The sequence below is a fragment of the Streptosporangium sp. NPDC003464 genome, from assembly GCF_053588315.1.
This window is the reverse complement of the sequence record NZ_JBSFPS010000286.1, coordinates 1-12,789: the sequence shown is the minus strand read 5'-3', so window position 1 is coordinate 12,789 and position 12,789 is coordinate 1. Positions and strand designations below refer to the sequence as shown.

Annotated in this window: 10 protein-coding genes; 6 read left to right on the top strand and 4 right to left on the bottom strand. The window is 73.1% G+C overall.

Annotation, left to right across the window (positions count from 1 at the left end; genetic code table 11):
- Positions 1 to 103: 103 nt before the first annotated feature.
- From ACWDS7_RS40410 to ACWDS7_RS40390, 5 genes are read left to right on the top strand one after another with little or no spacing between them, the layout of a single operon-like run.
- Complete coding sequence (locus ACWDS7_RS40410; protein ID WP_451933578.1) at positions 104 to 793, top strand: hypothetical protein; 690 nt, start codon at positions 104 to 106, stop codon at positions 791 to 793.
- Positions 790 to 1,866: a class I SAM-dependent methyltransferase gene (locus ACWDS7_RS40405; RefSeq protein ID WP_451933577.1), complete on the top strand. Its 1,077-nt coding sequence runs from the start codon at positions 790 to 792 to the stop codon at positions 1,864 to 1,866. Before ACWDS7_RS40410 ends, ACWDS7_RS40405 begins: the two co-directional genes overlap by 4 nt.
- Positions 1,863 to 3,290, top strand: a complete 1,428-nt coding sequence (locus ACWDS7_RS40400; RefSeq protein ID WP_451933576.1) for an endonuclease/exonuclease/phosphatase family protein — start codon at positions 1,863 to 1,865, stop codon at positions 3,288 to 3,290. Before ACWDS7_RS40405 ends, ACWDS7_RS40400 begins: the two co-directional genes overlap by 4 nt.
- A 3-nt stretch (positions 3,291 to 3,293) precedes the next feature.
- A complete protein-coding gene (locus ACWDS7_RS40395; RefSeq protein ID WP_451933575.1) occupies positions 3,294 to 4,325 on the top strand; it encodes a glycosyltransferase family 2 protein in 1,032 nt (343 codons plus the stop codon).
- Positions 4,326 to 4,330: 5 nt separating this feature from the next.
- Positions 4,331 to 5,458 carry an endonuclease/exonuclease/phosphatase family protein gene (locus ACWDS7_RS40390; protein ID WP_451933574.1) on the top strand — a complete coding sequence of 376 codons (1,128 nt, stop codon included), beginning with the start codon at positions 4,331 to 4,333 and terminating at the stop codon, positions 5,456 to 5,458.
- A 91-nt stretch (positions 5,459 to 5,549) separates the two neighbouring features.
- Here ACWDS7_RS40390 and efeB read toward each other — a convergent pair whose 3' ends face one another.
- The 3 genes from efeB to dnaG all read right to left on the bottom strand — a co-directional run bounded on the left by efeB (position 5,550) and on the right by dnaG (position 10,216).
- Positions 5,550 to 6,758, bottom strand: a complete 1,209-nt coding sequence (efeB, locus tag ACWDS7_RS40385) for an iron uptake transporter deferrochelatase/peroxidase subunit (RefSeq protein WP_451933573.1) — start codon at positions 6,756 to 6,758, stop codon at positions 5,550 to 5,552.
- Between the two features lie 318 nt (positions 6,759 to 7,076).
- A complete protein-coding gene (gene rpoD, locus ACWDS7_RS40380; protein ID WP_306857215.1) occupies positions 7,077 to 8,180 on the bottom strand; it encodes an RNA polymerase sigma factor RpoD in 1,104 nt (367 codons plus the stop codon).
- A gap of 185 nt (positions 8,181 to 8,365) precedes the next feature.
- A complete protein-coding gene (gene dnaG / locus ACWDS7_RS40375) occupies positions 8,366 to 10,216 on the bottom strand; it encodes a DNA primase (protein WP_451933572.1) in 1,851 nt (616 codons plus the stop codon).
- Positions 10,217 to 10,376: 160 nt separating this feature from the next.
- Between dnaG and ACWDS7_RS40370 the strand changes: the two genes are divergently transcribed.
- Positions 10,377 to 11,225, top strand: coding sequence for a M23 family metallopeptidase (locus ACWDS7_RS40370; RefSeq protein ID WP_451933571.1), 849 nt, complete (start codon positions 10,377 to 10,379; stop codon positions 11,223 to 11,225).
- On the opposite strand, the gene ACWDS7_RS40365 is transcribed toward ACWDS7_RS40370, so the two are convergent.
- A complete protein-coding gene (locus ACWDS7_RS40365; RefSeq protein WP_451933579.1) occupies positions 11,222 to 12,454 on the bottom strand; it encodes a deoxyguanosinetriphosphate triphosphohydrolase in 1,233 nt (410 codons plus the stop codon). The two genes, ACWDS7_RS40370 and ACWDS7_RS40365, sit on opposite strands and share 4 nt — an antisense overlap.
- Positions 12,455 to 12,789: the final 335 nt, after the last annotated feature.

Genomic DNA, 12,789 nt, shown 5'->3' with positions numbered 1-12,789 from the left:
ACGACCTGGTCCAGCACGCCCAGCTCGCCAAGCGCCTGACCACCCCGCTCTGCCTGGACGAGTCCATCGACTCGGCCGCCCACGCCGCCGCCGCGGGCCCGCGGTGGCGCACGCCGCGCAGGCCAGGCCGCTCGGCGAGCCCCCGGCCAGGCTGGCCGGGGCCTTCGTGGCCAGCCAGGGACTGGCGGTGGTCGCCGGGCTCGCGGTCGGGCTGGTCGCCCTGCCCTGGCTGGTGGCGGCCGACGCGCTGTGGTGGGCGCTGCTGCCGGCGCTGGCCGCCGCGCTCGTGCCGGCGGCCCTGCCCCGGCTGCTGGAGAGGCTGCTCGGCGTGGCCCAGCGCGTGCTGCGCCGCGGCGACGTCCCGCCGGTCCTGCCCGGACGGCGTGTCCTGCTCACGGTGACCGGGCTGATGGCGGCCGGCTGGCTGATCAGCGGCCTGCACGTCACGGTGCTCGCGGTGGCGCTCGGTGCGCCCCTGTCCGGGGCCCTGACCGTGGGGGTCGGCGGCTTCGCGCTGTCCACCGTGGCCGGGGTCCTCACCCTGGTGATGCCCTCCGGGCTGGGCCCGCGCGAGGCCGTCCTCGGGCTCACCGTCGCCACCCTGCTGACCGGCAGCGGCCTGGTCACGCTGGTGGCGCTGAGCCGGGTGCTGATCACCGTGGCCGACCTGGCGTCGACCGCCGCCGTCCTGGGCTGGCTCGCCCGGACCGGCCGGCGCGGTCACCGCCCCACCCCGCCCGCCGGGGACCAGCACGCACGACTCACCCGACAGCAAGGAGCCTCCCCGTCATGACATCGACCTCGCACAGCGGCCCGCCGCCGGCCTCCCCGGGCCGCGAGCAGCTCCGCCACCTCGTCCGCCAGCTCCCCGCCGGGCGGGTGAGCGGCCCCCTGCTGCGGGCGCTGGCCGCGCTGCCCCTCGCCGACCGGCCCTTCGCGTGGCTGGAGCGGCACCCGGCGGTGCACGGCACGGTCCTGTCCGTCTTCGGCCTACGCCGGCCGATCTTCATCGACCACCCCGCCCGGCCGGAGCCGCGCTTCGGGTACGGCAGGCCGGACCACCCGCAGATCGCGGCGCTGCTCGAACGGGGCCGGGCCCGCTACGCCGAGCGGCTCACCCGCTTCCTCGCCCTGGAACAGCGCCTGGCCGCCATCCCGGTGCGGGAGCACCCGGGCGGCACCACGCCGTACTGGGACAACGGCTGGCTGCCGCCGCTGGACGCGCTCGCGCTGTACGGCTTCCTCACCGAGGCCGCGCCGCGGCGGTACGTCGAGATCGGCTCGGGCAACTCCACGAAGTTCGTCCGCCGCGCGATCGACGACCACGGCCTGCGCACCCGCGTCACCTCGATCGACCCGGCGCCGCGCGCCACCGTCGACGCGCTGTGCGACACGGTGGTCCGCAGCCCGCTGGAGCGCGTGGACCCGGGGCTGTTCGCCGACCTGGAGGCCGGTGACATCGTCTTCCTCGACGGGTCGCACCGGGTCTTCATGGGGTCGGACGTGACCGTCTTCTTCTTCGAGATCCTGCCGCTGCTGCGGCCGGGCGTCCTGGTGCAGCTGCACGACATCCTGCTGCCCAGCGACTACCCGCCCGAGTGGCGCTGGCGGCACTACTCCGAGCAGTATCTGCTCGCGGCCTTCCTCCTGGCCGACCCGGCCCGGTTCGACACCGAGCTGCCGAACGCGTTCATCGACGGTGACGCGCGGCTGCGCGGGCTGGTGGAGCCGCTCTGGCACCGCCTGGGGCTCACCGAGTCCTACCGCCCGGCGTCGTTCTGGCTGCGCATCCGCGACCGGGCGCCCGGCACGGCGGAGACGGCGGAGACGGCGGAGACGGCGGAGACGGCGGGGACGGCGGCATGACCGCGGGTCCCTCCGGATCGGGGCCCGGCGGGCGCACCGCCCGGCTCCACCCGCCGGGCGCGGCCGTACCGGAGGACGGGCCGGAGCGGCGGCGGACCGCGGCGGGGCGCTGGGCGGTGCGGGTGGCGCTCGGGGTGTCGGCGGTGTGGCTGCTGTCCGCCCTGGCCAACTGGCTGACCGGCAGGTTCTGGTGGTGGGGGGGCGCGCTGCCGCTCCTGATGTTCTGCCTCGGACCGCTGCTGGTGCTCGGGGCGGTGGCGATGCTCCTGCTCGCCCGCACGCGGCTGTCCCGCCTCGAACGGGTGCTGGTCAGCCTGGCGGCGGCGCAGGTGGCGCTCATCGCGCTGCGCCGGCTGCTCACCGGCCGCACCTGGGTGTGGGTCGTCCCCGATCTCATGGTGCCGCCCCTGCTGTTCGCGCTGCTGCCGGTGGCGCTGCTCGCCGCCCTCGTGGTGCTCCGGCTGTGCCGCGTCCGGACCGCCCGGACCGCCCGCGCGTGGACGGCCCTGCTCACCGCGGCCGCCCTCGTCCTCGGCCTGGACCAGGCGGGGCTGAACCCGCGCGCCCCCTGGGCGTGGGCCGGGGACGGGCCCGCCCCGCCCGGCGCGCTCCACGTCGTCTCCTGGGACACCTACTGCTGGAACACCACCGACGACCCCGGCCGCTTCTTCGCCTACCTGAAAGGGTTCGACGCCGACGTCTACCTGCTCCAGGAGCACTCGGGGTGCGGCCCCGGGGCCCCGCTGCCCCTGCGGGACGGGGAGCGGCTGCGGAGCGAGTTCCCCAGCCACCACATCGTGACCGCCGGCGGCCTGCTGACGATCTCGCGCCTCCCCGTGGCGGGCCAGGCGGCGCTGGGGGCGGACCCGAACCCGCTCGCGCCCTCCTGGACGGACGCGGCCCTCCGCACCGACCTGCGGGTCGGCGGACGCCTGGTCTCGGTGTACAACGTGCACTTCTACGACATGCTCTACCTCAGCTCCAGCCCGCTGAGCCGGGAGTTCTACCGGTCCATAGCGGCGCTGGACACCGCGCGGACGGCCCAGTTCGACGCACTGGCCGCCGATCTCGGCCGTAACCGCAACCCCGTGCTGGTCTCCGGCAACTTCAACACGCTGCCCGGCACGGGACACGCGCGGCGGCTGGCGGGCCTGGCCGACGCGGCGCGCGCCGGCCGGTCACCGTACCCGGCGACGCTCACCTTCGCGGGGCTGCGGCTGTGGCGGATGGACTGGACCCTCACCTCGCCCGGCCTGCGCGTGCACCGCTACGAGCTGCGCTCCCCCGAGGGGATGTCCACCCACCATCTGCAGGACGTGGTCGTCTCACCGGCCGCCGGGGAGAGCGCCCGCGGCGCCGGGCCGTCCGCGCGCCGCGCCCCGGACCGTCATCCGAACCCGGACCAGAATCCGAAAGCGGGGTAACCCATGGGACCGGACCGTCCACTGGTCACCGTCATCGTGCCCAACTACAACCACGCGCGGTTCCTGCCGCTGTGCCTGGCGGCCCTGCGGGAGCAGACCCACTCCCCCCTGGAGATCATGGTGGTGGACGACTGCAGCACCGACGGATCGGTGTCGATCGCGGAGTCCATGGGGGTGCCCGTCGTCCGGACCCCGGCCAACGGCGGCTCCGCGGTGGCCCGCAACACCGGGGCCGCCCGGGCGGCCGGCGAGATCCTGTTCTTCGTCGACTCCGACGTGGCGCTGGCCCCCGACGCGGTGGCCACCGCGGTGGCGCTCCTGGAGGCCGACCCCGGCCTCGGCGCCGTCTGCGGCATCGAGGACCCCGAACCGCTGATCCGCTCCACCCGGACCGAGGACTACCGCGCCCTGCAGCACCACTACTGGTCGATCGGCTCGGAGGGCGAGGTCTCCTTCCTGTGGTCGGCGATGTTCGCGATCCGCGCGGACGTCTTCGCCGAGACGGGGCCGTTCAACCCGCTGCTGCGCCACACCGAGGAGGTCGACTACGGCCGGCGGCTCAGCCTGCGGCGGACCGTCGTGATCACCTCGGCGGTGCGCGGCCGGATGGGCCACGACCGCGAGCTGGGGGCGCTGCTGCGCAAACTCTTCCACCGCGGCCGACTGCGCGTGCCCCTGTACGCCCGGCGGCGCAGGTTCGCGCGGGGCTACGAGACCGCCTCCCGGGCCTGGGCCTCCCTGGCGGCGGCGTTCGCGGCCCTCACCCTGCCGCTGCCCCTGCTCCTGGGCCCCGCTGCCGCCGCCGTACCGGCGCTCTGGCTGGCCGTCTCACTGGCCTGTGACGCGGGCATGTACCGGTATGTGTTCGCCCGGCGCTGCCCGCTCTTCGGCCTGTTCTTCGTCGGCGTGCACTTCCTGGTGAACCTCGTCATCATCGGTGGCGTGGCCGCCGGGGCGGCGCAGTGGCTGGTGTCCCGGCGCTTCCGCGGGGTCTACGACGTCCCGGCCCCGGCCGTGCTGCGGAGCGGAGGCTGAAGGGCGTGTACGGCGGAGCGGAGACGGCGGACGTGACAGGCGCCGCGGCGCGGCGGCCGCCCGCGCCGGCCGGCCGTACGCCCCGGCGGCGGGCCCGGGCGCTCGCCTGGGCCGCCGCCGCGTGGCTGGCGTTCGTCGTCCTGCACCACCTGCTGTCGGGCCGGTTCTGGCTGTGGCTGGTACCGGACCTCGTGCCGCCGCTGGTCTATCTCGCCGCGCCGCTCCTGCTGCTGGCCGCCGTGCCGCTGACCGGCCGGGCCGGCCGGACCCGGCGGTGGTGCGCGGTCCTGGCGGCCGCCTCCCTCCTCCTCGGCGCGGGCCAGAGCGGGCTCAACCCCGGTGCGCTGACCGGCGGCACCGCGGCCGCCGCCCCGGCCGGCGCGCTCCGCGTGCTGTCGTGGAACACCGAATACTGGGACCAGGACGACGACCCGGACCGCTTCTACGCCTTCCTCAGGGCCCGCGACGCCGACGTCTACGCGCTCCAGGAGTATCTGCACTGGTCCGGCGGCGCCCCGCGCCAGGTCGACGACCTGGCGCGGCTGCGCCGGGAGTTCCCCGGATACCACCTCGCGGTGGAGGGCGAGCTGGTCACGCTGTCCCGCCTGCCCATCGTCTCGGCCCGGGCGCTGGGGCCGGCCGGGGCCCTCGGTCCCGGCTCCCCGTGGCGGGCGGCGTTCGACCTGGCCAAGGTCCTACGGACCGACCTGCGGGTCGGCGCCTCCGTGCTGTCGGTCTACAACGTGCACGTCCCCACCCAGTACATGCTGGACGACAGCCCGCTGACCTCGCGGTTCTACACCGGGTTACGGGACCGCGACGCCGCCCGCCAGGCACAGTTCGACGGCCTGGAGGCCGACGTCGGCGCCAACCGCGGCGCGCTCGTCGTCACCGGCGACTTCAACACCACCTACGCCATGGGCGACCTGGGGTGGCTGTCCGGCCGGCTCTCCAACGCCAACCGCGCCTCCCCCGTCCTGCTGCCCGCCTCCTGGCCGGCCGGCGGGCCGGCCCTGTGGCAGCTCGACTGGACCTTCACCTCGGCGGCCACCGTCCACGGCTACGGCCTCCTGGATCCCCAGGGCCTGTCCGACCACCGCGCGCAGGACGTGCTGGTGTCCGTCGGCGGCTGAGGGCCCATCCGGCCGGACCGGCTCCGGAGGACCTCAGGGGCCGTCCGGCCGCGGGCGGCCCCTGAGGACAGGCCGGCGGCCGGACCTCAGGTCAGGCGAGGAGCCCCGCACCCCAGTAGGAGCCCGGCTGCACCCCGCCCGGGCAGGCGAACAGGCCGGACCCGACGTGCTGGATGTATTCGTTGAGCGTGTCCTTGGCCGCCAGGGCGCGCTGGATCGGGATGAACCCCTTCTCGGGGTCACGCTGGTAGGCCAGGAAGAACAGGCCCGCGTCCAGCCGTCCCAGGCCGTCGCTGCCGTCGGTGAAGGAGTAGCCCCGGCGCAGGATCGTCACCCCGCCCAGGGAGTCCGGGTGGGCCAGCCGCACGTGGGAGTCGACCGGCATCCTGGCCAGGACCACGGGGTCGTGCTCGCGTGTGCCCCCGTACGGGGCGCCCTCCCGCTTGGTCCTCCCGAAGATGTCCTCCTGCTCCTTCAGCGAGGTCCGGTCCCAGGTCTCGATGTGCATCCGGATCCGCCGGGCCACGAGGTAGGAGCCGCCGCGCATCCACTCGGGCCCCTCCTCGCCCACCCAGACGTGCTCGTCCAGCCGCTTGCCGTCGGTCCCGGCGATGTTGGCGGTGCCGTCCTTGAAGCCCATCAGGTTGCGCGGGGTCTGCGCGTCCGGCGTGGTCGAGGACGTCTTGCCGAAGCCGAGCTGGGACCACCGGACCGACGCCGTGCCGAAGCCGATGCGCACCAGGTTCCGTACGGCGTGCACCGCGACCTGGGGGTCGTCGGCGCACGCCTGCACGCAGAGGTCGCCGCCGCTGCGGGCCGGGTCGAGCTTGTCCCCCGGGAAGTGCGGCAGCTCCTTGAGCCGGTCCGGCCTGGGCAGCTTCAGCTTGTCGAAGAACGTGGGGCCGAAGCCCACCGTCAGCGTGAGCCGCGAGGCGGGCAGGCCGATGGCCTCGCCGGTGTCGTCCGGCGGGGCGAGCTCCGCGCCCGTCGCCCCGCCGCCGACCTCCTGCGCCGCGGTCATCCGGGCCGCCGCGGCGGTCCACGCCTTCAGCATCGCCACCACCGCCTCGCGGGAGTCGGTGCTCAGGTCGAAGGCGGCGAAGTGCAGCCGGTCCTGGACCGGGGTGGCGATCCCGGCCTGGTGCGGGCCGTGGAACGGGATCGAGGCACCGGGCGAGTCGGCCCGGACCGGCTCCGGCTGCGCCTGTCGTACGAAGCCTGCGCCCGCGACGGCGGCGGCCCCGGCGCCCACGGCGAGGCCCGCGCCGGTCAGAAGCCTGCGTCGGCTGAGATCGGGCATCTCTTCCCCTTCTCGTGAAAGATCGACCGGCCGCGACCACGGCCGGACCGGACAGCGGTCCGACGGCGGTGCCGGCCGGGGCGAGGAGGCCATGGGCGGTGGCGGAACGGCGGACGGGAGGCATCGAGGCGCCTGATGGTCGGTCAGGCGTCCCTAACTTAGCTTCCCCTTACCTCAATCCGCCAACCGGGTGACCCTCAGGCGGATGTGACAAGCGCCACCGTCGGCCTGCGGGCGCGGGCGCGGGCACCGGCCCCAACGCCGGGAACGGCGAAGGCCCCCGGGACGCGCACCAGGGGGCCTTCGCCGTACGGACTCTCAGTCGAGATAGTCGCGGAGCATCTGTGCTCTGGTCGGATGGCGGAGTTTGGCCAGGGTCTTGGACTCGATCTGCCGGATCCGCTCCCGCGTCACGCCGAACTCCCGGCCGACCTCCTCCAGCGTCCGGGGGTGGCCGTCGGCCAGGCCGAAGCGCAGCTGGATGATGCGCTGCTCACGGTCGGACAGCGTGGCGAGGATGTCGTCGAGCTGGTCCTGCAGCATGATGAAGGCCGCGGCCTCCATCGGCACGACCGCGTCGGCGTCTTCGATGAAGTCACCGAGGTCGGAGTCCTCCTCGCCGATCGGCGACTGCAGCGAGACGGGCTCCTGCGCGATGCGCTGGATCTCGATCACCCGGTCGATCGGGAGATCCATCTCCAGCGCGATCTCCTCGGGCGCCGGCTCGCGGCCCAGGTCCTGGTGGAGCTGGCGCTGCACCCGGACCAACTTGTTGATCGTCTCGACCATGTGCACCGGAATGCGAATGGTGCGCGCCTGGTCGGCGATGGCCCGTGTGATCGCCTGGCGAATCCACCATGTGGCATACGTGGAGAACTTGTATCCCTTGGTGTAGTCGAATTTCTCGACCGCCCGGATGAGCCCGAGGTTGCCCTCCTGGATCAGATCCAGGAACAGCATCCCGCGGCCCACATATCTTTTGGCGATGGAGACGACGAGCCGCAGATTGGCCTCGATCAGCCGCTGCTTGGCCCGCGTGCCCTGCCAGACCAGCTCCTTGAACTCCGGGAAGGCCAGCCGCGAGACGATGTTCGCCAGCTTGTCCTCGGCGAACAGCCCCGCCTCGATGGACTTGGCGAGCTCCACCTCCTCCTCGGCCGTCAGCAGTGGCACCCGCCCGATCTCCCGCAGGTAGATGCGGACCAGATCGCTGGTCGGCGCCCGTTTACCGACGTCCTCCTCATCCGAGCGGGTGGTCTCCTCATCGCCCTGGGGCTCGAGAACCTCCACTCCGTGTTCGGCGAGCATGCGGACGACGCGTTCGAGCGCGTCGGACGGCAGCTCGGATTTGTCGAGAGCGGCGGCCACGTCGTCGACCGTGACGCTTCCGCGCTCCCTCCCTTTCGCAACGAGGTCGGCCACCTGGTCTACCGATGGCGGCCCACTTGGCAGCACCGATGCACCCACGGGACACAGTCTGCTGTATTGGGTCCCCAAAATGGCAGACCTATTTTTGGCACCGAAGGTAAGGCCCGGATCATTATCGAACCGAGACCTTATTAGGGTTTGGTCGAATCAGCGCATGGAAATTAAAGCCAATTACGCGATCAGCTTCCGGCGGCGCGTTCCTTCAGCACGCGCCGCTGCTGCTCCAGCGCGACCAGCTCGCCGAACAGCCGGTTGTAGTCCTGCTGCTCCTCGACCGGGTTGGTCCGCTGCATGCGCGACTTCAACTGCTCGATCGCCCGGGCCACCGAGACGAGCTCCAGCGCGGCCAGCATGGCCGAGGCGTAGCGCTCCTCGTTCGCCACGTCCGCGCGCAACTCCTCCACCGCGAACCGGGTGACCACCCCGCGCAGCGCGTCGGACACCCCCTCCAGCAGCCGGTCCACCCACTCCCGGCCGCCGTGCCCGGCCGCCGCGGTGCCGCCGGCCTCCATGACCAGCCGGTGGAGGGCGGCGTGCTCGGGCAGTGTGAACGCCTCCGGGCCGATCGCGTCGAAGCCGGGACCGAGCAGCGCCGGGCGCTGCACGGCCAGCTTCAGCACCTCGGCCTCGGTCCGCACGCCCGGGTCGGTGAGGTCGGCGACCCGGCGCGGCCCGGCGGGCCGCTGCGGGCGCTGCTGGGCCGTGGCGGAGATCTCGGCGATCCGGTCCATGACGAAACGCTCGTTGTTGAAGCCCAGCCACCGGTCGAGGTCGACCCCGTAAAGCTGGCGCAGCGCCCGGTCCTTGATCCCGGCCACGATCGGCGCGGCGGCGTCCAGCGCCGACAGCCGGCCCTCGTTGGTGCTCACGTCGTAGCGGGAGATCACGCTGCGGATGGCGAACGCGAACAGCGGCTCCCGGCTGGCGATCAGGTCGCGCACGGCGGCCTCGCCCTGCCGCACGCGCAGGTCGCACGGGTCGAGCCCGTCGGCCTGCACGGCCACGAAGGTCTGGGTGACGAACTTCTGCTCGTCGGCGAAGGCCCGCAGCGCCGCCTTCTGCCCCGCCGCGTCACCGTCGAAGGTGAAGATCACCTCGCCGTGGGACCCCGACTGGTCCAGCAGCAGCCGCCGCAGCACCTTGATGTGCTCCTCGCCGAACGCGGTGCCGCAGGTGGCCACCGCCGTCGGCACGCCCGACAGGTGACAGGCCATCACGTCGGTGTAGCCCTCGACGATCACCGCCTGGGACCGCTTGGAGATCTCCCGCTTGGCCAGGTCGACGCCGTAGAGGACCTCGCTCTTCTTGTAGAGCGGGCTTTCGGGGGTGTTGAGGTATTTCGGACCGTCCTCGGCGTCGTTCAGCTTCCGCGCGCCGAAACCGATCACGTCGCCGGTGATGTCGCGGATGGGCCAGACCAGCCGCCCCCGGAAGCGGTCTATCGGACCCCGCCGCCCCTCCTTGGCGAGGCCCCCCTTGATCAGCTCAGCGCTGGTGAACCCCCGGGCCATCAGGTGGCGGGAGAGCGCCTCCCACTCGGCGGGGGCGTAGCCCACCCCGAAGTGCTCGGCGTCGACCCGCTCGAAGCCCCGCTCCGACAGGAATCTGCGCCCGACCGCGGCCTCCGGCGCGGTCAGCTTCGAGGCGTAGAACTCCGCCGCCGCCCGGTGCGCCTCGATCAGCCGGCTCCGCTCGCCCTGCTCGCGGCCGGGGACGTAGCCGCCCTGCTCGTAGCGGAGCTGGATGCCGGCCCGGTTCGCCAGCCGCTCCACGGCCTCGCCGAACGACAGGTGCTCCAGCCGCCGGACGAAGGTGATGACGTCGCCGCCCTCGGCGCAGCCGAAGCAGTACCAGTATCCCCGGGTGGGGGTGACGTTGAAGGACGGACTCTTCTCGTCGTGGAAGGGGCACAGCCCCTTCAGGTTTCCGCCGCCCGCGTTGCGGAGCTGGATGTGCTCACCCACGATGTCGGCGATCGGTGAGCGCTCCCGCACGAGCGCGATGTCCTCGTCACTGATCCGGCCTGCCACGCCGTGAGTCTAGTGGGGCCCTCCGACAGGTCCGAGCCGGACGACGGGGACGACTTTCTCGAACGGGTCGTGACCAATCGGAAGGTCGGTTACAAAGGTAAAGGCTGATTCTCGATAAGTTACGCGGGTGGAGATCATGCGATCGGGGCATATAGCACGGTTGGCCGCGGTAACCAGCGCGGCGCTCGTCACCGGGGCCTGCGCCTCACCGGGCGGCGTGGCGGGCATCAGCACCCTTCCTCCGGCTCCCGTGGCCGAGGCGGTCGCCGCGGCGCCGGGCGCGGTGACCGCGACGATTCCGGCGCCCACGGCGACGCCCACCCCCAAGGTGCCGGTGAGGGTGACGGTCGACCGGCCCAAGGCCGACGACCCGGTGCAGGTGCCGCCGCCCAAGGTGTCCGACCACACCTACGTCTTCCCCGTCAGGGGCTGCCGGGTGACCTACGAGAGCAGGCTGCTGGTCCTGCCCAAGACCACGATCTGGGCGGCCAAGGGGTGCTCGTTCGTCTCGCCGGTGAACGGCGTGGTCCACGAGGTCAACATCAAGAACCGCTGGACGCCCTCCACCGACCGGGGGACCGACCGCGAGGGCCGGTTCGTCACCGTCATCGGGGACGACGGCGTGCGCTACCTCGGCGGGCACCTCGACAGGGTCACCCCGGGGATCCGGCCGGGGACGCGGGTCAGCGCGGGCCAGGTCCTGGGCCAGGTCGGCAACTCGGGCAACGCCCGCTCCACCGCCAGCAACCTCTACTTCGCCATCTCCTGGAAGACCGAGCCCGCGCTCTGGTGGGTACGGCGCGGCATGGTCAAGCCGTGGAACTACCTGGACGCCTGGCTGAACGGCAACCGCACGCTCTCACCCAAGGACGAGATGCAGGCCGTGATGGCCCAGACCGGGGCGGCGCCCAAGTGCGCGACCCTGTGCAAGTCCAAGCCGGTGGCCAAGCCCAAGGCCACCGAGAAGCCCCCGCAGCCGGACGACGAGAACATCACCATCGGGGGCTAGCGGCCGGACAGGCGCCGCTGCCAGGTGACCGCGGAGGTGTCGGTGAGCGAGGCGATCTGGTCGACGACCACGCGGAGCCGCCCGGCGTCGCCGCCGGCCCTGGTGAAGGAGGGCCGGAGCGCGGGCTCCAGCGTGCCGGGCGCGCCCAGCATGATCAGGTGGGCCAGGTCGTGGATGAGCTCGCGCTGCCTGGCCTGGTTGGCGTTGTGCGCGTCCCTGGTCATCACGTAGTGGGCGGTGAGCCCCTTCAGCAGGGCGCACTCCAGGCGGGTGGCCCTGGGCACGATCAGGTCGGCGCCATGGCGGCCGGCGGCCGGGCCGTACGCCTCCCGGGTGGCGATCTGCGCCGAGCGGCACAGGCGGCCGATGAGCGAGCTGGTGAGGCCCTTGATCGCGGCGAGGGCGGCGAGTGAGCCGTCGAAGTGGCGGGGCCAGAGCGGCTGGGCGACCAGCCGGCTGAAGATGTCCTCCAGCTCGCCGGTGTCGGCGTCCGGGGCGTACCAGTCGCGGGTGGTCGCGCAGACCTCGCGGCGCTCGCCGGCCTCGCGCAGCGCCTCCGGCGCGACGGCGCCCGAGTGGAGGGCGTCCTCCAGGTCGTGCACCGAGTAGGCGACGTCGTCGGCCCAGTCCATGATCTGGGCCTCGAAGCTGACCCGCCCTTCAGGCGCGCCCTCCCTGATCCACTCGAAGACGGCCAGGTCGTCGCCGTAGGCGCAGTATTTCGGGCTCTTCTCGCGGGTCCAGGGATATTTGACGGCGGCGTCCAGGGAGGCGCGGGTGAGGTTGAGCCCGGCGCTGCGGCCGTCCTCGGTGACGACCTTGGCCTCCAGCCGGGTCAGCAGGCGCAGGCTCTGGGCGTTGCCCTCGAACCCGCCGCATCCGGCGGCCAGCTCGTTGAGCGCGGTCTCCCCGTTGTGCCCGAACGGCGGGTGCCCGAGGTCGTGGGCCAGGCAGGCGGTCTCCATCAGGTCGGGGTCGCGGCCGAGCGACTGGCCCATCTCCCGGCCGATCTGCGCGCACTCCAGCGAGTGGGTCAGCCGGGTGCGCGGGATGTGCTGCCCACTGCCGAGGGTCTCCCCCGGCCCGACCACCTGGGTCTTGGCGGCCAGCCGCCGCAGCCCCGCACTGTGCAGCACCCGCGCCCGGTCTCGCTCGAACGGGCCTCTCTCCGGGTTGCCGGGAGGTTCCGGCACCCATCTTGCCTGGTCGTGCTCGTCGTAACCGTGCATAAGTGCAGTGATTTTATCCAGGAAAGGAGCGGTCCATGCCGAACGGCAAGAAAACACCTGATGACCCTGACCTGCGGGCATCGGACCGTGCCAGGCGGGCCCGCCGGACCGCGGACGGCCTTTACCGGCGTCCGGCCCTCCGCGGAACCGGCCGCGCGGGCCGACGGGGTGGGCACCGGCCCACCCCGCCGCCCTGAACGGTCCCGGCGCCGCCCCGCGCCTCGGGCGCCCCGCCCGGCGGAACTTGGCCGCCGTGACCTCCGGATCACCCCGGTAGCCCAGCGCCACCCCCGCCCCGCCGATCCACAGCTCACCCGGCACCCAGTCCGGGCAGT

What these genes read in the sequence shown, in the direction of transcription:
- ACWDS7_RS40405 (WP_451933577.1), top strand. Translation starts at nt 790, where the DNA reads ATGACATCGACCTCGCACAGCGGCCCGCCGCCGGCCTCCCCGGGCCGC.
- ACWDS7_RS40400 (WP_451933576.1), top strand. Translation starts at nt 1,863, where the DNA reads ATGACCGCGGGTCCCTCCGGATCGGGGCCCGGCGGGCGCACCGCCCGG.
- ACWDS7_RS40395 (WP_451933575.1), top strand. Translation starts at nt 3,294, where the DNA reads ATGGGACCGGACCGTCCACTGGTCACCGTCATCGTGCCCAACTACAAC.
- efeB (WP_451933573.1), bottom strand. Translation starts at nt 6,758, where the DNA reads ATGCCCGATCTCAGCCGACGCAGGCTTCTGACCGGCGCGGGCCTCGCC.
- ACWDS7_RS40365 (WP_451933579.1), bottom strand. Translation starts at nt 12,454, where the DNA reads ATGCACGGTTACGACGAGCACGACCAGGCAAGATGGGTGCCGGAACCT.